This is a genomic window from Flavobacterium sp. R1_16 (genome assembly GCF_057652095.1).
Map to the genome: position 1 here is coordinate 738403 of NZ_JBYFCG010000001.1, position 24136 is coordinate 762538.

At 35.2% G+C, this 24136-nt stretch carries 16 protein-coding genes and 1 pseudogene; 8 read left to right on the forward strand and 9 right to left on the reverse strand.

Annotated elements, in window-relative coordinates; all coding sequences use genetic code 11:
* Nucleotides 1-187: 187 nt before the first annotated feature.
* Nucleotides 188-9280, reverse strand: coding sequence for a YDG domain-containing protein (locus tag AC23L6_RS03140; RefSeq protein ID WP_487560843.1), 9093 nt, complete (start codon nucleotides 9278-9280; stop codon nucleotides 188-190).
* Nucleotides 9281-9744: 464 nt separating this feature from the next.
* Between AC23L6_RS03140 and AC23L6_RS03145 the strand changes: the two genes are divergently transcribed.
* Entirely contained in the window at nucleotides 9745-11157 is a 1413-nt protein-coding gene (locus AC23L6_RS03145) for an APC family permease (RefSeq protein WP_487560844.1), read from the forward strand.
* Between the two features lie 74 nt (nucleotides 11158-11231).
* On the opposite strand, the gene ald is transcribed toward AC23L6_RS03145, so the two are convergent.
* Complete coding sequence (gene ald / locus AC23L6_RS03150) at nucleotides 11232-12344, reverse strand: alanine dehydrogenase (protein ID WP_487560845.1); 1113 nt, start codon at nucleotides 12342-12344, stop codon at nucleotides 11232-11234.
* Between the two features lie 201 nt (nucleotides 12345-12545).
* Between ald and AC23L6_RS03155 the strand changes: the two genes are divergently transcribed.
* A complete protein-coding gene (locus AC23L6_RS03155) occupies nucleotides 12546-13004 on the forward strand; it encodes an Lrp/AsnC family transcriptional regulator (RefSeq protein ID WP_487560846.1) in 459 nt (152 codons plus the stop codon).
* A 72-nt stretch (nucleotides 13005-13076) separates the two neighbouring features.
* On the opposite strand, the gene AC23L6_RS03160 is transcribed toward AC23L6_RS03155, so the two are convergent.
* Nucleotides 13077-14474 carry a Do family serine endopeptidase gene (locus tag AC23L6_RS03160; protein ID WP_487560847.1) on the reverse strand — a complete coding sequence of 466 codons (1398 nt, stop codon included), beginning with the start codon at nucleotides 14472-14474 and terminating at the stop codon, nucleotides 13077-13079.
* A gap of 131 nt (nucleotides 14475-14605) precedes the next feature.
* On the opposite strand from AC23L6_RS03160, the gene dapF reads away from it, so the two are divergent.
* From dapF to AC23L6_RS03185, 5 genes are all read left to right on the forward strand, one after another.
* Entirely contained in the window at nucleotides 14606-15388 is a 783-nt protein-coding gene (dapF, locus tag AC23L6_RS03165) for a diaminopimelate epimerase (protein WP_487560848.1), read from the forward strand.
* Nucleotides 15382-15915, forward strand: coding sequence for a GNAT family N-acetyltransferase (locus tag AC23L6_RS03170; protein WP_487560849.1), 534 nt, complete (start codon nucleotides 15382-15384; stop codon nucleotides 15913-15915). The genes dapF and AC23L6_RS03170 overlap by 7 nt, the downstream gene beginning before the upstream one ends.
* Before the next feature lie 11 nt (nucleotides 15916-15926).
* Nucleotides 15927-16970: an endolytic transglycosylase MltG gene (gene mltG, locus AC23L6_RS03175; RefSeq protein ID WP_487560850.1), complete on the forward strand. Its 1044-nt coding sequence runs from the start codon at nucleotides 15927-15929 to the stop codon at nucleotides 16968-16970.
* A gap of 3 nt (nucleotides 16971-16973) precedes the next feature.
* Nucleotides 16974-17888: a DUF2279 domain-containing protein gene (locus AC23L6_RS03180; RefSeq protein WP_487560851.1), complete on the forward strand. Its 915-nt coding sequence runs from the start codon at nucleotides 16974-16976 to the stop codon at nucleotides 17886-17888.
* A 175-nt stretch (nucleotides 17889-18063) separates the two neighbouring features.
* Nucleotides 18064-18621, forward strand: coding sequence for a peptidoglycan-binding protein LysM (locus AC23L6_RS03185; RefSeq protein WP_487560852.1), 558 nt, complete (start codon nucleotides 18064-18066; stop codon nucleotides 18619-18621).
* A 47-nt stretch (nucleotides 18622-18668) separates the two neighbouring features.
* On the opposite strand, the gene AC23L6_RS03190 is transcribed toward AC23L6_RS03185, so the two are convergent.
* The 3 genes and pseudogenes from AC23L6_RS03190 to dnaA all read right to left on the reverse strand — a co-directional run bounded on the left by AC23L6_RS03190 (nucleotide 18669) and on the right by dnaA (nucleotide 21296).
* Nucleotides 18669-19418, reverse strand: a complete 750-nt coding sequence (locus AC23L6_RS03190; RefSeq protein ID WP_487560892.1) for an SAM-dependent methyltransferase — start codon at nucleotides 19416-19418, stop codon at nucleotides 18669-18671.
* Nucleotides 19419-19421: 3 nt separating this feature from the next.
* Nucleotides 19422-19868, reverse strand: a pseudogene (locus AC23L6_RS03195) (low molecular weight protein-tyrosine-phosphatase); the annotation flags it as partial.
* Nucleotides 19869-21296, reverse strand: a complete 1428-nt coding sequence (gene dnaA / locus AC23L6_RS03200; protein ID WP_487560854.1) for a chromosomal replication initiator protein DnaA — start codon at nucleotides 21294-21296, stop codon at nucleotides 19869-19871.
* Nucleotides 21297-21494: 198 nt separating this feature from the next.
* On the opposite strand from dnaA, the gene AC23L6_RS03205 reads away from it, so the two are divergent.
* On the forward strand, nucleotides 21495-21902 hold the full coding sequence (locus AC23L6_RS03205) for an acyl-CoA thioesterase (protein WP_487560855.1): 408 nt from the start codon (nucleotides 21495-21497) through the stop codon (nucleotides 21900-21902).
* Between the two features lie 5 nt (nucleotides 21903-21907).
* Here the strand turns inward: AC23L6_RS03205 and AC23L6_RS03210 are convergent, their stop codons facing one another.
* The 3 genes from AC23L6_RS03210 to ribD are packed head-to-tail and all read right to left on the reverse strand — an operon-like array spanning nucleotide 21908 to nucleotide 24125.
* Nucleotides 21908-22519 carry an IMPACT family protein gene (locus AC23L6_RS03210; RefSeq protein ID WP_487560856.1) on the reverse strand — a complete coding sequence of 204 codons (612 nt, stop codon included), beginning with the start codon at nucleotides 22517-22519 and terminating at the stop codon, nucleotides 21908-21910.
* 3 nt (nucleotides 22520-22522) lie between these two features.
* The gene (locus AC23L6_RS03215) at nucleotides 22523-23125 is read right to left on the reverse strand and encodes an HAD family hydrolase (protein ID WP_487560857.1); all 603 of its coding nucleotides are present in this window, start codon (nucleotides 23123-23125) and stop codon (nucleotides 22523-22525) included.
* Nucleotides 23118-24125: a bifunctional diaminohydroxyphosphoribosylaminopyrimidine deaminase/5-amino-6-(5-phosphoribosylamino)uracil reductase RibD gene (ribD, locus tag AC23L6_RS03220; RefSeq protein ID WP_487560858.1), complete on the reverse strand. Its 1008-nt coding sequence runs from the start codon at nucleotides 24123-24125 to the stop codon at nucleotides 23118-23120. The genes AC23L6_RS03215 and ribD overlap by 8 nt, the downstream gene beginning before the upstream one ends.
* Nucleotides 24126-24136 lie beyond the last annotated feature (11 nt).

Here is a 24136-nt window from a genome sequence, read left to right on the forward strand (position 1 = left end):
GAAGTACTACAAAACTCGTTGAAGCTACAAAAAAGACAAATTTGAAGCATTTGGGCTAAAAAAGATGCAGTTTAACGACCGTATTTAGGCACTTCCTCGATAAAACACATGCTGTTCTTTAGCTGTTTTGCATAAAAAAAGCCCTTTCGCTGCTGAAAGGGCTTTTTAGGTATAAAAATAGGATATTTTAGTTGACTACTTTTTTAGTTATCGTACCATAAGTATCTGAAGTGATTTTAACCAAAAGTACTTCCTGAGTACTTCCTGTAAACAATCGCACTTGGTTTGCATCAATATGGTCTTTAGCAATGAGAAGTCTTCCTCTAATATCATATACTTTGACATTTGACATTGGTATTTTACCCGTATTGATGACTAATTCTTGATTCTGCTTGTACACTACCACATTGTTTTCATTGAAGGTGTTTTGATTTACCGCTAATGGATTTTCATAAACCACTTCAAAACGTTCCTTGAAATTACCCGATTCAGAACCAAAGTCATACGGTCCCGATTTCAAATCGTGAATGGTATTGGTCAACTTGTCTTTCAAGAACACATCTTGGGTTACAAAAACGCCACTTAATTGCTCAATAGCAATACTGTATTGGTCTGCATTGTCAATTTTGTATTGTAATGGAACCACATCGGTAGAGGAAAACTCTGGACGGCCTTGAATTACATAAGCAGCGCCTTCAATACTACTACACAAATAATTTGTGTTGTTGATATTGAATCCGTCGATTCCATCATCAACCCCAAGGGTATATTCTGATGAATAGCCCAAAACCATTTGACTAAACACACCATTGGTACTGGTCAAATTCAGTTTAAAAGTATTTGGTTCGTCTACTAAATTGGTGCTGGTTCTAAAGAACTGATTGCCATTATTGGTTCCTCTTCTCATAGCATTGGTAAAGACTAAATTCGATGCGCTTTTGGCTTGAACAAAAAAGCCTTGTCCTACATTGATAACCCAGTTGGCAGCAGGTGTGGTGGAGGTATTAAAATAAGTACTTCCTGTATCACCTCCTGCAGCAGCATTCGAAGCATAAGCTAATTTAGTTAAAGTAGCATAACTGGTAGCCAATGGATTGTTTCTTTTTCTCCAGAAGTAAAGTGTTCCTTGAATGTTAGCAATATTAGCATCAATGAAATTATGTACATTGATTTGTGAAGGATACGGATTTCCTACAGCATTAAATCCATTCAAGGATTTACTCATACTGTAAGTGATATCGCCACTGTTGGGTTTGCCAGTGAAAGCGCTATTGTATACTGTTTGAGTAGTAGAAGAGAATGTTCTTGGCACTCGAATCAAATAACCTCGTCCAATTGTAAAATTATTTCCTGAGGATATAGTATTGTATTGGTCTGTAGGCTCATCATAAATATAAAAACGATTCGCAGCTGTATCAGGTGAGAAATTATATAAATTTTGGTTTTCAACGGGTGATGACCATAAGGTATAATCTAAAAGATATAATGGAGAACTGTCTCTTCTTGATTTTATGTTGCCAGTATTAGGATTACCCGAACCACTTTGAATTAAGTTAGCATTGTTTTCAAGGGTAAAACTACCTCCGTTTTCAACTATTAATGCACCGCTCAATGTAACATTATAGTTGGTGGGTATGGTAACTTGAGCAGTTCCTTTTACTGTCATAGCACATGCCGTGATGTGTGCAGGTACATTATAGACTGTTCCAGAATTAAAAATAACATCATCTGTTATACTAGGTGCGCTAGGAATCCAACTTCCGCTCCAAGTAGCTGTTCCGCCGACATTAACCGTTGGCGAACCACTATTTCCAGTGCCTATACAACCTCCTGAGCTAGTTACAGATACCAATGAATAGGTTGTGTTTGAACTGGTCACGGACGCAATAATAGGAGTTCCTGAGCTGTAATTAGTAACTGAAAAATTAGATGTGCCATCGGTATAAACCAGATTGTATAAAGAACCACTACCTGTAATGGCTACACTCAAATTTGGACTTGTCCCAGAGCAAATTTTAGAAGCTGCCGCTGTTAGAACTGCGGACGAGGAAGTATCGTTAGCTCCAGTTGCAATAGCAAATTCTCCTGCAAAATTATTTGTCGTCGCTAAGTTGGTTTGAGTTAGTGAAATTTGTCCTATTCCAGCAGGGCTAATTATAGTTGAACCAGGGTCTGTCCACGTTCCTGCAACTCCCCATGCTGAGGCTGAATTATTTCTTCTAACAATAGCATGAAGATTTAGATTAGCTCCTGCATTGGTATGACCATTTCGTGAAAAGCTAATATTAGGAGTATTTATTGCTGTGCCTGTACTTGTTGTTAACCAATATCCATTATTCAATAAAGTCGACGCCGATACACAGCCTGCTTGTGCTGGCAGCCCAGAGCCATTAGTTGCTGTGGAGGCAATGTAGCGTATGGAAAATGCTGATATTCCGGGTGCAGCAGACCATACGAACGATGAAGGGTTAAAATCTGTAGCAGATCCAATTGGGCAATCAAAAGTTCCTGAACCTCCTATATTTCTTGTTAATGTACCTGAACTACTAGTAACAATATAATCTGTACTACTAGCACCAGAGATACTTCCAGTAGTGTCAACAGTAAGATTGTTTGTAGTTGTGTCTAGTTTGCCTTTATAAAAAGTTAATGCTCCTGTTACCGTTGTTGAACTACTTAAAGTTACAAAATTGGTCGAAGTATCTTTATCCATGTAAAGATTAATCATAGACGAAGGCAATCCAGTTCCAGTTGTTTGTGTTGTAGAGCCTACAAAGCCATAGGATGCTGTAGATGAGAAAGTTCTAGTATCTGTTCTAATATTTCCTGAGGCACCAGTTGTAGCAATAGAGCCACCATATTTAAATGTAGCTCCAGATTTTATTTCAAAAGTACTTGTTCCAGCATCTGTAATTGTAAAACCACTTGCCAACTGAAAACAGGTTGGACTATTTACATTCATAGTTCCAGCAACACCAAAACCTGCTTGTGCTACTACATTAGCTTTTAAGGCAGCAACATTGGCAGCAGTACTATTCAATTCAATATTATTATAATTGATATTTATATTCGATAGGCCATAAGTACCACGAAGAGAATGAGTTTGACTAGCGTTTGATCCATACCATTCTATTGTGCCTCCTGTGATAGCATATGACTGACCAATTGTAGTCGCATCAAGCTCTGGCAGAGTAGTGTTTAATTTAGCCATTCTTAATCTTCCTCCATCCATCTTAAGTCCAGCAGATCCAGTCATTCCTTTATTTTCAGTATCAAAAATTGGAGTTCCTGTAATCTCTAAGTTATTTGATATAGTTATAGCATCAGAAAGAGTTTTATCATCTATTCCAGTGATGTTGGCACCTGATATTTTTAGATTGAAATAATCTCTGTTGCCGCGTAATGTTTGGTCAGCTGTGGCATTTAATTCAATAACACCCCCCGTTAAACTATATGCGCCATCTAACCTAGGAACAATACTCGTAGAGGTTGGTACATTTATTTGATATAGTCCCCCCGACATAATTAGTACTCCTGTGCCTGTAAAGTCTGCAGTTGTTGTTCCTTGCACAATTCCGTTTTTAATTTCTAATCCTCCGGGATAGCTGTTTCCAATAGCATCATTATTAGTAATAGGTATTATTGAAGGAGGAGTGAGCGTCAATGTGTTTAAGTCCATTTCTACAATTACTCTTTTTCCAAAATTTGAAGTTGGCAAGCCATCTCCTGTAACTTGATTTTCCTTTCCAATGTAATGATAAATACCTGTATTGCTATAAACTCTAGATGTGGCATCAAGGTTGGTTCTGACGTTACCAGCATTAGAACTTGCTGTGATTCCTTGAGGTGATGTAATTTTTAGCGTTCCTCTAGATTCCAAGTCAAAATCTGAATTAATGGGAGTAGTTAATCCGGCTTCAATAACATTTAATGCAACATTGGTTGAACTAAAACCAAAATCTAATACTCCTAATGTTTTCACGGTTATGTCTGATTCGTCTCCAAGTGCCCAATCTTGATTAATAATTTTAGCGTAAGCACCACTACTGATATTGAAAGATACTCCTTGATTATATGGGCCAGTTCCGCTATTATATGAATCAAAATCTACAGTTTGCGAGTCTAATACAGTTGATGGACCAGCGAAATTTAAAAAACAATTTGTTAAATCCACGCTTAGAAGTCTATTAGCGCCACTTACGTCTAGGTTGCCTTTTAGATTTACATTGGAAGTTGAAGAGTTAGCAACACCTCCAATAACTACTGCTGCATTATTTGACCCTTGTATTTTGAGGTTTCCTTCAATGTTTACAGCCTGTGCGGAAGAACTACCACTACAAAAAACAAAATATCCATCTTTTACTATTACATCTCCACCAATGCCAATGGTTTGAGCTCCTCCCATTAATCTAATTTCATCAGTATCAATAAGTGTACTTTCTATTTCTAAATTTCCATGAGTAAGATTAAGACTTGGAGTTCCTGTTGATGTTACAAGTCTGGCATCACTCCCTGAATTATCTTTATAGTATAAATTTCCAAATAATGCAGTGTAATTGGCTCCTGTATTGGTGTTAAAATAAGTTCTTGCTGTAATTTCTCTACTAGGTGATGCTGTTGGATGTACAAAGTCTGTTCCGTTATCCCAATTATTAATGATGAAATTAGAATTAGGATGAAAATTTTCGTCTCCCTGAAATAACTGTGGTGATGAACTTGCGCTTGAATATTCAAATGTACCATTATCTTCAATTTCAAATAATGATCCATTAGAGTCATTATCCATTGTTAAGAAAGCATTCATTACAAATTTACCTCCGTTCTGAATAAGCAATTTATCAGAAACAGACATAGCATTAGACGATGTTAATGTTCCATTATTTTCAATAGTCAATTCACGAACTGTAGTTGAGGGAACGCTACCCATAGTACCTCTAATCCAAACTCTTCTTGTAGATCCTGGTACTCCAGTTGCAGCTACCCAATTTGTCCCATCAAAACGTTCCCAATGTGCTACGGTAGACCATAAAAGGCTTGATCCTAGTATGGTTCTAAAATCATTATTTAAAAATGAAATAACATCAAATGGTGAAGTTGTTATTGTATTTGTGGTTAAACCAGTGGTTGTTGCTGTTAAAGTAATACCTGTTTGAGGCCCAGATGTGAACTGTACTGTATTGAATGTAGCTATGCCAGTATGTGGAGCAGTTATTGTAACTGATGGTGTACTTGGAGATATATTGGTGCCTGTTGTTGTTAAATTTACTGTTCGATTTGTGTCGAAATCCAAGTTATTATTAGCATCTTCAAACTTAAATGTAAAGGCAGTCATATTTGTATTTACTGATGTGTTCACTGGCGGGGTGTCTACTGAAATTTTTGTTGCAGTTACTTCAATTCTATTTATATCACTTGTTGTAGATGAAGCAGGAGCACCACCGTTAGTTGCAGCAAAAGTAGATCCAGTAGCATTTGCAGTTACCGATGAAACAGTAAATTGTAGTTGCTGATTATCTGTCACAGAAGATTTAAAAGTAATACGTAAATTTAATGCTAATTGAGAATTGTCGGCTGCAATAACTCCTGTTAGTCCTGTAAATGTTATTGGTGAGCTAGTAACCGTAACGGGAGTGCCTAATGGAGAAGTCCCGTCAAATAATCTTGCTGAACGGATGTTGGATACATTCGTAACAGCGAAACTTATAGCTGTTAGTTCTGTTCCAACATTATCTAAATCTGATAAAGAAGCACCGCCATCACGTACATAAAATCCCATTACTCCTACGCTACCATTTGTTCCAGTTCCAGTGCTTGTTAGTGTGGTTCCTTGATAAAGTGTGTAATCTATATTTGAATTGGTACTTGCAGATGACCCGCTGTTAAATGATACATCACTCAAATTATTAGGGGTAATATTTGCTGTTAACCCAGTTGGTTGAGTTAAAGAGTAATTTCCAGCTTGAAGACCAGCGAGGGTCGAAGTTGAGGTTACGGTTATACCATTTGCAATAGCAGATGAAGCAAAAGTCCCTGTACCATTTAATGTAACAACATCAGGTGAAATGATTCCAGTTAATGTTCCTGTAATTGTTGCGGTTGTATTACCATCAAAGACTTTATTTGAGGCAATTGCGGAAGTTATTGTCAACGCTTTTTGGTTAATATTTGCAGTTAATCCTGTTGGTAATGTTACGGTATAATTAGAAGCTTGAGCCCCACTTAAAGTCTGGGTAGAAGTAACGGAGATTCCAGAGCCCACATCAATGCTTGCAAAAGTACCCGAAGTTGTAATCGTTACAATATCTCCACCTATTACACCTACCAATGTTGAACCTGTAATTGTAGCAGTATTTAATCTATCATACACTTTATCACTAGCTATAGCGCCAGTTACCGTCAAATTTTTAGCAGTAATATTTCCTGATAATGTAGGTTGAGTTACAGTATAATTTGCTGAAGGAGTAGTGTAACCAGTTACAGTTATGCTTTTTCCAGTGCCTACTGTTGCTGTAGCAAATGAAGCACTTGGAGTTCCAGACACACTAAACGATTCAGAATTTTGTAATCCTGAATATGTTGGAGTTCCAGTAAATGAAGCCGGAGTATTTCCATCATATACTTTGTTAGAACCCGTTAACCCTGTGATTGTCAATGGAGCAGTTGTAATATTTCCTGTTAATGTAGGTTGTGTTAAAGTATAATTTCCTGCATTGGCACCACCTAATGTTAATGTAGCTGTCACACTGATTCCTGTTCCAACACTTACCGTGGTAAAAGTTCCACCACCACTTACAGTTACTGTATCACCAGAAATAACTCCTACTAATGTAGCACCCGTAATAGTAGCTGGATTGGTTCCAGTGTAGGTTTTAGTTGTTACTGAAGCTCCTGAAACTGTAATTATTTTTGGAGTTATGTCAGCTATCACACTTGGCTGAGTTACGGTATAATTTGTGGAAGGTGCTGTATAGCCAGTAACTGAGATACTTATATTTGTTCCTACATTTGAATCTGTAAAATTGGCTAAAAGAGTTCCTGTCACAGAAAACGATTCACTATTAGCTAGACCATTGTAAGATGGTGTTCCTGTTAAAGATGCCGTAGTTGTTTTGTCATAGACTTTGTTGGTTCCAGAAATACCTGTTATAGTTAATACTTTTGCAGTAACCGAACTAGATACCGTAGCCACATTTACATTAGATGCACCTGAACTCGATAAAACAATATTTCCACTGTATGGCGAAGCTGCAACAGAGGCTGTAGGTTTTAGCCGAATGTATACATCCGTTGCCGCAATTGTTCCAGCTGCTCCAACAGTAAGGTTGTCAGCATACCCTGAACCAGAAGTTAGTGATACTTCAAAATTTGTAGAGGGTGGAGTAATTAAAATTCCTGCGGTCATATTAGTTCCTGAAACTGAAAAAGTTGAAGGAGTTGCTGATGGAGAACCATAAGTTGTATTTACAGCTGATAAAGTTCCTGTTGTTGAAATAGTTGGAGCAGAGGCAGAGGTAATATCTGCTGTAAGACCAGCAGGCTGTGTTAGTGAATAATTTCCAGAATCTGTTCCGCTAATAGTATACCCAGAAACAGTTACAGCAATTCCAGTTGCTATGCCACTTGAAGCAAATGTTGCTGTAGGAGTGCCACTTAGAGTAACATCATCTGGTGACACAACTCCAGACAATGCAGCTGTGCCTGAAAGCGTTGCTGTCGTGTTTCCATCGAAAATTTTATTATTTGCTGTTATCCCTGTAATGGTTAATTCTTTTTGAGTAATATCAGCAGATGTGCTTGGTTGTGTTACGGAATAATTGGTTGAAGGGGCTGTATATCCTGTAATTGTTATTGTTTTTGCAGCTCCAACTAAAGCAGTAGCAAAGTTGGCGATAGGAGTTCCAGTCACAGAAAATGATTCACTATTAGCTAGACCATTGTAAGATGGTGTTCCAGATAGTGTAGCAGTCGTAGTACGATCGTATACTTTATCTACTCCCGAAACCCCTGTTATGGTAAGTGTTTTTGCAGATACAGAGCTCGAAACAGTAGCTATATTTACTGTAGTAGCACCAGAACTAGTCAAAGCAATATTCCCTGAATATGGTGAACCCGATACTGTTGCGGTAGGAAGTAAGCGAACATAAACTGTTGTTGTGGATATAGTCCCTGAAGATCCAATTGTAATTCCAGACCCATTTGTTCCAGTATTACTCGAAAAATCGGAAAAAGTTGAAACTTGATATCCAGCGGGAGGATTTACTACTATTCCTGCAGTCATATTGGTTCCAGAAACTGTAAAACTGGTACTCGGAGTACCATTACCATAGGTAGTATTGACGTTAGTGGTTAAAGTAGTAAGACTTGGGGTTATAGTTGGAGTTGTGGCAGCAGCTGCCAAGGTTGTCCATGCGCTTGAACTTGTTGAAGCTGAGGCAACACGAACGCCATCAATTGCTCCAGTAGGATTACTACCTGTACGATTGTGCCAATGAAAATTTCCTACATTACCACTAGCGTAACCAGTATCAGTCCCAGAGGTATCAAAACATTCAGCACTTCCTGTTGTAGGTTCAGAAGCTAAACTTGGATTAACCCATACATAAGCCAAATCATTTGTTGTACCAGAGACTCCAGAAAATCTCATCACAACAAGATAAGTTGTATTTAAGGTAAAGACAGTGCTTCCCCAATTCGCACTAGTTAAAGATTTACTTATTCCAATATTAAATCCTGCACCACTTGTTCTAGCAAAAAGTCTAGGGCCATAGGCACTACCAGTACCAGCATCGCCTAAACTTATAAAATAATCTCCAGCAGATTGAGTAGTGGATATTCTTAAAAGAAAAGAAACATAGAATGTATTTCCAACTGCAGTTGTAGCCGTGAACCCCTTGTATACTCTACTTGTTGTTGAAGAGGCTGTTGGCATAACTACATAATTTCCTCCACCGCCATTGTAGCCTGAATAGGTCAAAGGTGTAGTATTTGTTATTATTGGATCAGGGCCAGATCCTCCTTTGGTCCAAGTTCCACTTGGGCTTCCTCCAGTATTTGTAGCTAAATTACCAGAATATCCCGTAAAATCATCTGTTAAAAGAAGTGTCTGTCCCCAACTGTTTCCTCCAGCAAAAAAAAACAGCAATAAAATAAATGTTGAAGCATGTTTGTATTTCTTTCTGTTGTATTTAGGGTTTTTATAGATGGGGAGATTTAAAGAAATCAATATTCCATTAATTGTTTTGGTACCATAATTTAGTGCTGATTTTAGAATAGTTTTCATTTTCATATATCGTTTCTTTAATTTGTGTTATGAAGTATTTTATAAATTTAGACAAAGTTAAATTGGTTAATAATCTTGTTCCTGAAAAGCATGTTATGGTTTTGTAAACAAGATAAAACTTAACATTATCTTAATATTTCAGAGACTTATCAAAATTAAATAAAATATATTTTATTTAAAATTTTTAACCAAAAAGCAAAAAACTTTTGAGAATTATCAGCATTTTTGGTTTTTTAATTATTATATTTCAAAAAAAAGACACTAAAAATTACGGGTAAATTTTTTAGGAAATTCAATCAGATGTGAATAAGAGTAGAAATTAAATGTCTTAAATGCATAGCTTTTTGTTACGAAATCGTTTTAATTTCATAAGTTATTTTGTGTCAATTATTTTTTTAAAAAAATAGAATAAGAGTTGGTCAATAAACTTTTTTATATCTTTAACCAAATAAAAAATAGAAATCATGGAAGAAAATACGCAAGAAAATTTCAAAAGAGAACTCGGATTGTTGGATGGAACAATGCTTGTGGTAGGCTCTATGATTGGCTCGGGAATATTTATTGTAAGCTCAGATATTGCACGACAGATAGGTTCTGCTGGTTGGCTCACACTGATTTGGGTTGTATCAGGTTTGATAACCATGATAGCAGCAGTTAGTTATGGAGAATTGAGTGCCATGTTTCCAAAGGCGGGAGGACAATATGTGTATCTAAGAGAGGCCTATGGGAAATTGGTTGCTTTTTTATATGGTTGGAGCTTTTTTGCAGTTATTCAAACAGGTACAATAGCAGCAGTAGGTGTGGGATTCTCAAAATTTGCCGCCTATTTATTTCCAGTAGTGAGTGACGAACATATTGTATTACAAATCAATGCCTTTACACTCAATGCTGCCCAGATTGTTTCAATCGTTACTATTGTTTTTCTCTCGTACTTAAATAGTCGAGGAGTTAAGAATAGTAAAATGATGCAGACCGTTTTGACAATTATAAAAATCTTGTCCCTTTTTGGGCTAATCATTTTTGGATTTCTTTTGGCTGCAAAGGCTGAAATTTGGAATACTAATTGGGCAGATATGTGGTCAACCAAATCCTATGTAAAAGATTCGGGAACTTGGTTGCCCATCAGTGGGGTTGCTTTAATCTCGGGAATTTCCGCCGCTATTGTAGGATCATTATTTTCTAGCGATGCCTGGGTTGGAGTGACTTTTATAGCTGGAGAAATTAAAAATCCAAAACGTAATGTTGGGTTGAGTCTTTTTTTAGGCACTTTTATAGTGACGATTATATATGTGTTAACCAATTTGATGTATTTAGCAGTAATTCCGTTTGATGAAATTGCAACGGCTAAATCTGATAGGGTAGCAGTAGTAGCCTCAGAATACATATTTGGCAACATAGGAACTTTAATAATTGCCATTATGATTATGATATCTACTTTTGCATGCAACAATGGATTAATAATGGCTGGCGCTAGGGTGTATTATACGATGGCAAAAGACGGATTGTTTTTCAAAAAAGCCGCAACACTCAACTCATTCAGTGTGCCTGCTTGGGCATTATGGGCGCAATGTATTTGGGCTTCTGCTTTGTGTTTGACAGGAAAATATGGGGATTTATTAGACTTTGTTATCATTATCGTATTGATATTTTACATATTAACTATCTACGGCATTTTTATCCTTCGTAAAACAATGCCAACAATAGAAAGACCATACAAAGCATTTGGTTATCCCTATTTACCTTCATTGTATATAGTTATAGCAAGTGCGATTTCTTTGGCATTATTATTTACAAAAACGAGTACTTGCGGTTGGGGAGTTTTAATAATGGTAATAGGAATTCCTATTTATTATTTGTCAAAACCTAAGCAGGAATAGCAATTTTTTATAGCAGAAAGCTCCAACAATTTGTATAATTTGATGGAGATTTAAATTATTCAGTAATATTTTAACTACAGAAGGCTTTCTACCTTATTGTAAGGTAATCCCCAGGCATCTGCTACGCCTTGATATACAATTTTTCCCTTGGCAATATTGAGTCCTTTTCTCAATTCTTCATTTTCCATACAAGCAGTTTTCCAACCTCTGTTGGCTAATTGCAATGCATAAGGCAAAGTTGCATTAGTTAAAGCAAGTGTAGATGTGTAAGGTACGGCGCCAGGCATATTGGCAACACAATAATGAACAATATCGTCAATGATGAATGTTGGATTTTCATGAGTAGTTGGTGTACATGTTTCTATACAGCCACCTTGGTCTACAGCCACATCTACAACAACAGTTCCTGGGCGCATTAATTTAAGCATGTCACGAGTGATTAGATGTGGGGCTTTAGCACCAGGAATTAGCACCGCACCAACTACAAGGTCAGCCTGAACTATCGCTTCACGGATGTTATAATGGTTTGACATAATTGTAGTCACATTCTGAGGCATGATATCAGATAAATGGCGTAAACGTTGCAAATTTACATCCATAATTACCACTCTTGCTCCTAGGCCAGCAGCCATTTTAGCGGCTTGAGTTCCTACAATTCCACCACCTAAAATTAGTACTTTAGCAGGAAGAACGCCAGGAACACCGCCTAATAAAACACCTTTTCCTTTTTGAGGTTTTTCTAAATATTTAGCACCTTGTTGAATTGCCATGCGACCAGCAACTTCTGACATTGGTATTAGCAACGGTAAGCTTCTGTCTGATTTTTCAACAGTTTCGTAGGCTAGACAAATAGCACCACTTTCTATCATAGCATGAGTTAGAGGTTCTGATGATGCAAAATGGAAATAAGTAAATAATAATTGATCCTTTTTGATTAGTTTGTATTCTGATGCTATAGGCTCTTTCACCTTAATTATCATTTCAGCGATACCATAGATGTCTTCAATTGATGGAAGGATTTGTGCGCCAGCATCGCTGTATTCGTCATTGCTGAAGCCACTTCCTTCTCCTGCATTTGTTTGAACATATACTTTATGCCCGTATTTTTTCATTTCAGCAACTCCAGCAGGGGTTAGCCCTACACGATTTTCGTTGTTTTTAATTTCTTTAGGGATTCCAATTATCATTTTGATATCTTTTTGGGTTAGTTATTTAGGAAACCATAAAAATAAATTAAAAAGAAAAAATTAGTATTTTTGTTTTTAAAATAAGAAATAATTTTTTAAAATTTAAATTTTAAAAGAAAATATATCTTTTTAAAATCCTTTTTTTAATCTGTAAGAGAAAAAATAACTGAAAAATAGCACTGAAAATTTAATCTTTTCATTATGAATATAGATGAAACTGACAAAAAAATCTTACGTCTTTTGCAAGAAAATGCGCACTTGACACTGAAAGATATTGCAAATCAAATCAATCTTTCTTTGACACCTGTTCATGATCGAGTGAAGCGTCTTGAAAAAGAAGGAATAATTGAGAAGTATGCTACTGTTTTGAATAAGAAAAAAGTAGGTATACATCTGACAGTTTATTGTCAAGTAACTTTGGTCAAACAAACGTATGATATCTCAGAATCATTCAATAAGTCAATTTTAAATTTACCTGAAGTTGTTGAATGCAATTTTGTGTCTGGAAATTTTGATTATATGCTGAAGATTGTTCTGCCAGATATGGAAAGCTATCATGATTTTCATCAAAAAAAACTCTCAGTTTTACCTGAAGTTTCTTTAATCAATAGTTTTTTTATACTATCTGAGGTTAAGGGCACAACTGTTTTGCCAATATAAAAATGCGATAATAAAAAAGCCACCTTAATTTTAAGATGGCTTTTTAGTATAAAAATTAAGTAAGAAAATAGTTTATAGGATTAATCGAATAACTTGCCCCCCTGCAGTAATCATTTCTATTTGCACGGTTTGTTGCTCATCGATATTAGAAAGGATTTTCGATGCTGATTCTATATCAGTGACTTTAGAATTACCGATACTTAAAATAATTCCTCCTTTTAAATCATTAGCGTAAGCATTCAAGCGGTCATTGTTAAGGTCTTTTATTTTTACACCATAATCTATTCTGAATTTTTTCTTGTCAGTAGGCGTAATATTCTCAAGTTCAAGTCCTTTAAATTCGGTGCTAGCAATATCAATTTTAGATAAGGTTACTGGAACCGTCATTGTTTTGTCTTTGCGGATAAATGTAACAATTACTTTATCATCAGGTCTTTTCGTATTGATATATCCTGATAATTCTGCAAATGTGGAAATGTTTTGATTGTCTAATTTTATGATAACATCTCCAGTTGTCAAACCTGATTTTTCAGCACCTGAATTTTTGGTTGTCTTTTTAATATAAAATCCTTGCGTTTGCTTGATACCCAATTCTTTTGAAGCTGCTCCATTCAATTCAGCTCCTTCCACACCTAGAACACCTCTTTGCACGTTACCATATTCCATGATATCTTGGATAATTTTACGAGTAATATTGGAAGGAACCGCAAATGAATAGCCTACATAAGACCCTGTTTGTGAGGAAATCATAGTATTGATACCTACTAATTCGCCATGGGTATTCACCAACGCACCACCACTATTTCCTGGATTTACGGCCGCATCGGTTTGTATGAAAGATTGAATGCCATTAGTATCTAAATTTCTTGCCTTAGCTGAGACAATTCCTGCAGTAACTGTAGAAGTAAGATTGTAAGGATTTCCAACAGCCAAAACCCATTCGCCAACTTTTACATTATCAGAATCGGCAAAAACGGTATAGGGTAATTTCTCGTCCGCATCAATTTTTAATACGGCAATATCCATTTTAGCATCAGTGCCAATTAGTTTTGCTTTGTAGGTTTTCTTATTATTAAGTGTAATCTCTATTTCTGAAGCATCTTTAATCACGTGATTATTGGTTACGATATAACCATCCTCTGAGATAATTACTCCCGAACCAGTTCCAATTTGTTGTTGCTGCTGTTGCTGACCGCCATTAAAACCAAAGAAAAATTCTAACATTGGATTTGTAGTAGTTCTGTAAGAAACATTCTTTACGTGAACAACCGTATGAACTGTTTTGTCAGCCGCTTCGGTAAAATCTATTGCTTCAGCTCCTAATCCCACATTTCTTGAATAATTTTCTGGCGCAACTGTTACAACCGATTTTCTTTGCATCAAATCACTTTCAAACAGCAACTTATAGGCACCCAGAGTAGTTACCCCGCTTAATAAAGAGACTAAAAATAAATTTCCAAATCTTTTCATTGTTAATCGTTTTTATATTATTTGAAGTAAAATTAAAAAAATATTTTTTCGAAAAACAGGCTTTAACGCACGTTTAACAATGATTAACTTTTAATTAATAGTTGTACTTTTGTGGTATTACAATTAAGAAAATGCAAACAGAATTTTACAAATACCAAGGCACAGGGAATGATTTCGTGATGATTGACAATCGAACCAATTTTTTTCCAAAAGATAATGTCAAATTGATTGAACGCTTGTGCGATAGACGTTTTGGTATAGGAGCTGATGGATTAATTCTTTTAGAAAATGACACTGAAACAGATTTCAGAATGGTATATTACAATTCCGATGGGAATCAAAGTTCGATGTGTGGCAATGGAGGCAGATGTTTAGTAGCTTTCGCCAAAGAGTTAAAGGTTATTGAAAATCAAACGGTTTTTATAGCAACAGACGGTTTGCATCAAGCCACAATAGCTAATGACGGAATCATCTCTCTTCAGATGAAGTCAGTGGATGCTGTAAAAATAACACCAGAATATGTGTTTTTAGATACTGGTTCGCCTCACCATGTTGAACTTGTATCCGATTTGGCAAACTTTAATGTAAAAGATACAGGAGCGAAAATCCGTTATAGTGATTTGTACGGAAAAGTAGGAAGTAACGTAAATTTTGTAGAACAAATCTCTGAAAACACTTTTGCGATTAGAACCTATGAAAGAGGAGTGGAAGACGAGACCTTGTCTTGTGGAACAGGTGCAACGGCAGCAGCAATTGCTATGAACAGTTTAGGAAAAACACATTCCAATAATGTGCAACTCCATGTTCAAGGAGGAAAATTGGAAGTTTCATTTGAAAAAAATGAAGGGAAGTTTACCAATGTCTTTTTAAAAGGTCCAGCCGAGTTTGTTTTTAAAGGAACGATTACATGGTAACCCTAAAAGGTGAAAATATCTATTTGCGAGCACTAGAACCGGAAGATTTAGAGTTTATTTATGCTATAGAAAATGACGAATCTATTTGGGAAGTGAGCAATACACAAACTCCTTACAGCCGATTTTTGATTCGTCAATATTTAGAAAATGCCCATCAAGATATTTATGAAGCCAAGCAATTGCGTTTGGCAATTTGCAAAAATCATGATTTTGAAGCCATTGGATTAATCGATTTATTCGATTTTGATCCTAGAAATAATAGAGCAGGAGTAGGTATTCTTATAAAAGATTCAGGGAATAGGAATTCAGGAATAGGGACAGAAGCATTAGACTTGTTGATACGATATTCTTTTACCAAATTAAATTTACATCAATTATACGCTAATATTGATTTAGAAAATGAAGTAAGTTTAGCTCTTTTTACTAATTTTGGATTTCAGAACATTGGTGTTAAAAAACAATGGAATTTGATTAATGGTCGTTATAAGGACGAAGCACTATTTCAATTAATTAATAATCTATTCTAAAACAATCTATTTTGAACTTTAAGAAAATCGTCGGCATACTTTCAGTTATTCTAATTACAGGTCTAATTGTTTATGGATATATTTTGTACCGAGACATTTTCGGTGCCAATACTAAATTCAATGAGAGTGAAATTTATATTTATATTCCAACTGATGCTACCTACGATGAGGTTAAGAAAATAGTTTCACCTTATATTGAGGATATGAATCGTTTTGAAATGGTAGCCAATAAGAAATCCTACCCAGATCGATCTGATAAATCGGGGCGTTTTTTATTAAAAAAAGGAATGAATAGCAACGAAATTGTAAATTCCTTGCGATTGAACGTTCCTGTAAATTTAGCTTTTAACAACCAAGAACGATTGGAAAATTTTGCCGGAAGAATAGGTTCACAAATTGAAGCCGACAGCCTTAGTTTATTGACCGCTTTTAGAGATAAAAAATTCTTAGAAGAAAATGGATTTACAGAAGAGAATGTTTTAAGCATGTTTATTCCAAATTCCTATGAGTTTTTCTGGAATACGAATGCAACCAAATTCCGCGATAAGATGGCTAAGGAATACCGTAAATTTTGGACCGATGCGCGTTTAGAAAAAGCAAAGCAACTGAATTTAACTCCTATTCAAGTTTCCATCTTAGCTTCTATTGTTCATAAAGAGACAGTAAAAAGAGATGAACGACCAAAAGTAGCTGGAGTTTATCTGAATCGTTTAGAGAGAGGAATTAAGCTCGAAGCAGATCCAACAGTTATCTATGCGGTTAAGTTGAAATCAGGTGATTTTAATCAAGTAATCAAAAGAGTTTTGAATAAAGATTTGGTTACTGATTCTCCTTACAATACTTATATGTACCCGGGATTACCACCAGGGCCAATTGCCATGCCCGACATTACTGCTCTAGATGCCGTTTTAAATCCAGAAAAGCATAACTATATTTATTTTTGTGCCAGTGTAACTCGTTTTGGGTATCATGAGTTTGCGGTTACACCTGCTCAGCATGAGGTGAATCGTCAGAAGTACGTTGCATGGGTAAATCAGCAAGGAATAAAAAGGTAGATTTTGAAAGTAAATAATCCACTTTATTTCATCTTATTTCTATTTTCATTTTCAGTACTTTCTCAAAATAAATTAAATCTATTTTTAAAACCATCAGATTCTCTGAATGTTCAGAGAAGAAATATGGTGATTATTTCAGAATCTGTACTTTCTGCAGGCGTTTTAATTGGACTGAATCAACTTTGGTATGCTGATTATCCAAAATCAAATTTTCATTTCATAAACGATAATGCCGAATGGCTCCAAATGGATAAGGCAGGACATGTTTTTTCATCCTATCAATTGGGTCGTTTCAGCAAAGATGCTTTTCAATGGAGTGGAGCGAGTAGGAAGAATCAATTACTTTACGGTTCAACCTTTGGATTTGCTTTTCTAACAGCTGTGGAAATCATGGATGGATATTCTTCCAATTGGGGTGCTTCTATGGGTGATGTTGTAGCCAATGCTTCTGGAACAGCTCTTTATGTCTCACAAGAATTATTGTGGAAAGAGCAACGTATCGTACCAAAATTCTCGTTTCATACAACAGCCTATGCTGCTGTTCGACCAAATGTTTTGGGAAGTTCACTAAACGAACAAATTATTAAAGATTACAACGGGCAAACCTATTGGTTATCAGTTAATTGTAGTTCTTTTATAAAAGAAGCAAAAATCCCTAAGTGGTTGAATTTAGCTTTTGGATACGGCGCTCAGGGAATGATTACTGGAGAAGCGACTTTAGTTAATACTATTTTTCTCCCAGAATCGAAAAGATTCCGTCAATTTTATCTCAGTTTCGATGCCGATTTGACTAAAATTGATACAAAATCACACTTTTTAAAAACTTTTTTTTCCATTTTTAATACCATCAAAATCCCCGCTCCAACGTTTGAAATCAATGGTAAAGGAAAACCAAAATTATATTACTTCTACTTTTAGAAAACTTTAACTGATTGATTTTCAGTTTTCTATTTTTTATTGTATATTTGCACCGTAGAAATTTCTTGATGTGACAGGTCATGAAGAAAAACAAAACATGATAAAAAAATGGTCTTTTTACACGAGTCTTATTTTAATAATCGCCTACTTAAGTTCAGGTTTTAAACCTTTCGAATTGAATAACCACAACTGGTTTCAGGTAAATGAAAAAGATGAATTGTCTTATTTATTTCCCTCTTTAGAACAAAAAGATTACACCAATTTAAATGTCCCTTTTACTGGAAAGTTCTTTATCGGATTCAAAGAAGCTATTGCTTTCAAAGAATCTCAAGGAAAGTACCATAAAATCAATTCGTTAGGGTATATGGGAAAATACCAATTTGGTTCTGAAACTTTAAAAACAATTGGTATTAATGACAGTTTAGCTTTTTTAAACAGCCCAAAACTACAAGAGAAAGCATTTGTGACACTTCTCTCTAAAAATAAGTGGGAACTGAAAGATGAAATAGAAAAATTTTCTGGAAAAATTGTTGGAGGCGTAAAAGTTACCGAATCGGGAATTTTAGCTGCAGCCCATTTAGGAGGAGTAGGTTCTGTAAAACGGTTTTTAAATAGCAATGGTTCTTTGAAATGTAAGGATGAATACGGAACTTCAGTTAAGACATACATGAGAGATTTCGGAGGTTATGAAACCACAGGAATTATTGCCGAAAATGATGCAAGAGTACATTGATTTCTTGAAGTTACACAATATGAAAAAAACCGCTTTGAGCGGTTTTTTTATGTTTTGTGAATTATGAAAATTGCGGGTCGATTGTGTAATTCTATTTTTGTTTTTTTCCAGTCAGAAACTCTCATTGTTTTTATATATTCAGTAGGTAGAGTAATATCAGCAGCCACACAGAGGTAAGTGTTAGGTTGAAGAGCTTGTACAATGTCCTCAAGCATTTTGTTATTTCTATAAGGCGTTTCTATAAAAATTTGAGACTGATTTTTATCTTGAGATACTTTTTCTAAATTTTTTAAAATTGTCTTTTTTTCTGCTTTATCAATGGGCAGATATCCATTAAACGCAAAATTTTGACCATTCATACCAGAAGCCATCATAGCTAAAAGAATTGAGGACGGACCCACTAATGGTACTACTTGAATGTTTTTTTCATGAGCCAATTTTACAATTATTGCCCCAGGATCTGCAACACCAGGACATCCAGCCTCGGACATTAAACCAATATTTTTCCCTTCGAGACAAGGTTGTATCATTTTGGTATACTCGGTCACTTCGGTATGTTTGTTCAACGCACTTAATCTAAGCGAAGATTGGACTTTTTCAGGGTAAATACTTTTGATAAATTTACGAGCTGTTTTTTCATTTTCAACGATGTAATCGTCAATGAGTTCAATAGTCCTTTTAACGGTATGTGGTAAAACATCTAAGGGTTCACTTTCGCCTAGAGTAGTCGGAATAAGATATAATTTTCCACAGGTAAAACTCTTTTTTGATGGTTCCGATTTAGAGTGTTTTGCCATCAATTTTTCAGCAATAGCCTCGCATGATTTTTCTAGCATGGAAAATACTGAGTCGAAACCATTTTGTAATCCGTAGTAAGGATCTGGAACGTCTACATTTTCGCCAGGAAAGAGCTCGTTTAAAATGAGTTGTACTTTATTTCTTTGTTCCTCGTTCTTAGCTAGTTTAATTACATCATTATAATTGGAATTATCCATGACATAGATGTAATCAAAAGTATCAAAATCGGTCGCTTTAAATTGTCTTCCTTTTTGATGAGAAATATCAATTTTGTTTTTTTTGGCAACAGCAATAGATCGCTCATCAGGTTGTTTACCTACATGCCAATTTCCTGTGCCAGCAGAATCTACTATAAAAGTTTCTTTGGGTAATTTAGATGCCAATAATCCTTCTGCCAATGGCGATCGACAGATGTTACCAAGGCAAACCATTAAAATTTTAACTGGCATTTATAGCGTTAATTTTTTGTTGATGTCGTCAACAAATTTTTTGAATTGTTTGTCAGTAGATACTAAATTGTCGACAGTTTTGCATGCGTGAAGCACAGTTGCGTGGTCGCGATCTCCAATTTGTGAACCAATGTTAGCTAATGAAGCTTTGGTGAATTTTTTAGCAAAGAACATGGCTAGTTGTCTTGCTTGAACTACGTGGCGTTTTCTAGTTTTAGATTGTAATGTTTCTAAATCCAATTGGAAATAGTCGGAGACAATTTTTTGTATATAATCGATAGAGATTTCTCTCTTTACATTTTTGACAAATTTCTCAACAACATGTTTTGCTAATTCTATAGTAACTTCTTTCTTGTTAAAAGAAGATTGAGCAATCAAAGAAATAATTGCGCCTTCCAATTCTCTTACATTCGATTTGATATTTCTAGCAACATATTCGATGATTTCTTCAGGCATATCTACACCATCACGGTACAGAATATTTTTCAAGATAGAAATTCGTGTCTCATAATCAGGCTGGTGTAATTCTGCAGACAATCCCCATTTGAAACGAGAAAGCAATCGTTGTTCAATATCTTGCATATCAACGGGAGCCTTGTCTGAAGTAAGGATAACTTGTTTCCCGTTTTGGTGCAAATAATTAAAGATATGGAAAAACACATCTTGAGTTCCCGATTTTCCTGATAGAAATTGAACATCATCAATGATTAACACGTCAATTAATTGATAGAAGTGAATAAAGTCATTTCTATTATTTTTCTTTACAGAATCAATATACTGTTGCGTAAAGATTTCAGCTGAAATATATAAAACAGTTTTTTCTGGGTATTTATCTTTGATTTCGACACCTATAGCATGTGCTAAATGGGTTTTACCCAAACCAACACCACCAAAAATAAGCAACGGATTGAATGAAGTTCCGCCAGGTTTGTTAGCCACAGCCATACCTGCTGAACGTGCCAATCGATTTGAATCACCTTCAAGGAAATTATCAAAACTGTAATTGGCATTCAGTTGAGATTCTATTTTTAAATTTCTAATTCCTGGAATTACAAAAGGATTTTTTAACTCAGGACTTAAATTTTTAAAAGGAGCATCAACCTCTTGAGGTTTCATTGAACTTCTGTGCGCACTAGGTAACTGTTCCATGAAAGGTTGTTTGTTACCATAGGTATTTTCCATTTTGATTTTGTAGAGTAACTTGGCGTTTTTTCCAAGCTCTTTTGTAAGGGCTACTTTTAACAATTTTACGTAATGTTCTTCCAACCATTCGTAGAAAAATTTACTAGGAACTTGGATGTATAGAGCATTATCGGTAAGCTCAACAGACTTAATCGGTTCAAACCAAGTTTTGTAAGCTTGGTCTTGGATATTATCTTTAATAAACGAAAGACAATTTTCCCATACTGATTGCGCAGTTTTGCTCATATTTTTTGTTAAATTTGTATTTTTATTAAAGGTTATCTTACAAAGAAAAATAGCTAGGATTTATCTCTTATTTGGGGTAACAAATATGTGAACAAAAATCGTTAAAAAAAAATAAAAAACAGGTTGATTTTTTAAAAATATTGTCGTAAGGCGATTTTTTTTCGACAGTAAAGATACCATAAAAATGTTAAGAAAAATATGAAAAGTCATCAAATTCAAGTTCGAGTTCGTTATTCAGAAACAGACCAAATGGGAGTGGTCTATCACGGTAATTATATTCCTTATTTTGAGATAGGAAGGGTTGAATGGCTTAGAGACAAAGGGATTTCTTACAAAAGCCTTGAAGAAAATGGAATTGCACTTCCCATAGTTTCGATGACATTAAACTACAAAAAGCCAGCACGTTATGATGATTTGTTGACTGTTAAAACCAATTTCAGAAAACATAGTTCGGTTAAGATAGAATTTGACTGTGAAATTTGGAGTGAAGAAAATGAGTTATTAACAACTGCAGAATTTATTTTGGTTTTTGTTGATTTAAAAACGGGTAGACCAGTAACACCTCCTGATAATGTTAAATTACTTTTAGAAGAATTTCAAGAGTAAATAATTCATTCCTTATTTTTAATTTCAATTTCGAACATAGAATTGAAGGTATTGAAAATCGCTTCAGCATTTTTCTTTCGAGTAGCGATTTCTATTTCGCAATTTAGTTCCATTTTTTGAGCTATAATTTCTATGTTTTTTTCTTTAATTACTCTCATGATTTTGTTGATGTTTTTATAGTCGAAAGTAACAAGAAAATGGACATTGATTGTTTTGCTCACGATTGATGCAACTTCTAATGTCATTTGCGCCGCAGTTCTGTAGGCAGAAATCAGACCACCAACACCCAATTTTGTTCCGCCAAAATAGCGAACAATAACTACTAAAACATTGGTAACACCAAAAGATTGTATCTGTCCATAAATGGGCATTCCAGCACTATTACTGGGCTCGCCATCATCATTAGCACGAAAATATATTGGATTGGTACCCGTTTGATACGCATAACAGAAATGGACAGCATTAAAATGCTTTTTCTTCAATGGTTCGATAAGTGTTTTAACTTCGTCCTCTGAGTTAATAGGAAATGCATATCCGTAGAATTTGCTATTCTTTTCTTTATAAAGAATTTCTTCTGATGGCGCTGCTATGGTTTTGTAACTATCAATCGAATCCAAAGGTTATAAAATCTTTTTTTCAAACAAATCTACCACATCTTCTTGACCTACTTGTAAATTCCAAACTTGTATTCCTAATCTTTCCGCGGCATCAGTATTCTCTTTTTTGTCATCGATAAACAAAGTGCGTTTGGGTGACAAATCGTGATGTTTTATAAGATAATTAAAGATAGCTTCATCTGGTTTTCTCATACCCATTTCATAGGAGTAATGTACTTTTTCGAAGCATTGATAAAAATCTCTAGAAAAAGATTGTCCTACTTTATGTTCAAAATGTTCAATGTGAATAGAATCAGTATTGGTCAATAAAAAAAGGCGATATTTGCCCACAAGCATTTGCAAAAACTCCAATCGATATAGTGGAAAATCACCAATAATTTTGTTCCAAGCCTTTCTAATATCGTCGATACTAGCATTAGGGATGAATTTTTGAAAACTCTCAATAAACTCTAATTCGGAAATTTTCCCCTTTTCGAACAAATCATTTTTTTCTAAAAGTACTTGATTAGGGCTTTCTAAACCTAATTTTTTGAATTCATTAACTGAACCTTCTTTGTCTAGATTGATAAAGATATCTCCAAAATCGAAAATAATAGTGTTAATCATAATTCTTAAAAATTAAAAGTTCATCCTCTAAAATGAATTGTCTTTCCGTCCATTCTGATTGTAAAATGGGCGCTTTTGTTCCGTTTTCAAAAAATAATTTTCCTTTAAAAACGCGAGCTTCATCCCAAAGATTTGCATCAATAAAGGTTTGTATAGTTTGTTTTCCACCTTCAATGAGTACAGATTGAATATTGTTTTTGAATAAAAAATCTGCAATTTGAATGGCTATGTTTCTACTAAAATCAATTTCAGCAGAAGAAAAAACGATGGTTCTTGCTTGATTATCAAAGATATGACTTTCTTTGGGAATTCTGTTGTTTTGGTCTAAAACAAATCGAACTGGATTTTTACCAACCCAATCCCGAACATTTAATTTTGGATTGTCGTCAATGACTGTTTGGGTACCAACAAGAATAGCCTGTTCTTCGCTTCGCCATTTGTGAACTATTTGCCGTGAAAATACATTGGTAATCCAAACGGGTTTTTGTTCCTGCTTTGTTTTTGGGGCGATATATCCATCTTGACTTTCAGCCCATTTTAGGATGATATAAGGCCGTTTTTTTTCATGAAAAGTAAAAAACCGAATATTGGATGCTCTGCACTCTTTTTCAAGAATTCCAAAAGTTACATTTACGCCCGCTTCGATTAGTTTTTTAATTCCATTTCCAGCAACTTTTTCATTAGAGTCGACAGTTCCTATCACCGCATTTGGGATTTTATGATCTACAATTAAATCACAACAAGGTGGTGTTTTTCCATGATGACTGCAGGGTTCTAAACTCACATAAAGAGTTGATTCTCCTAACAAAGATTTGTTTTTTACAGCACGAATAGCATTTACTTCGGCATGAGCACCACCGTATGCAGATGTATATCCTTCGCCAATAATTTTGTTTTCATGAACGATTACAGCGCCTACAGAAGGATTGGGCATAGCAGAAGCCAAGCCATTTTTGGCGAGTTCAATGCAACGTTGCATGTATTTTTGATGTATCTTCACTTCACAAAAAT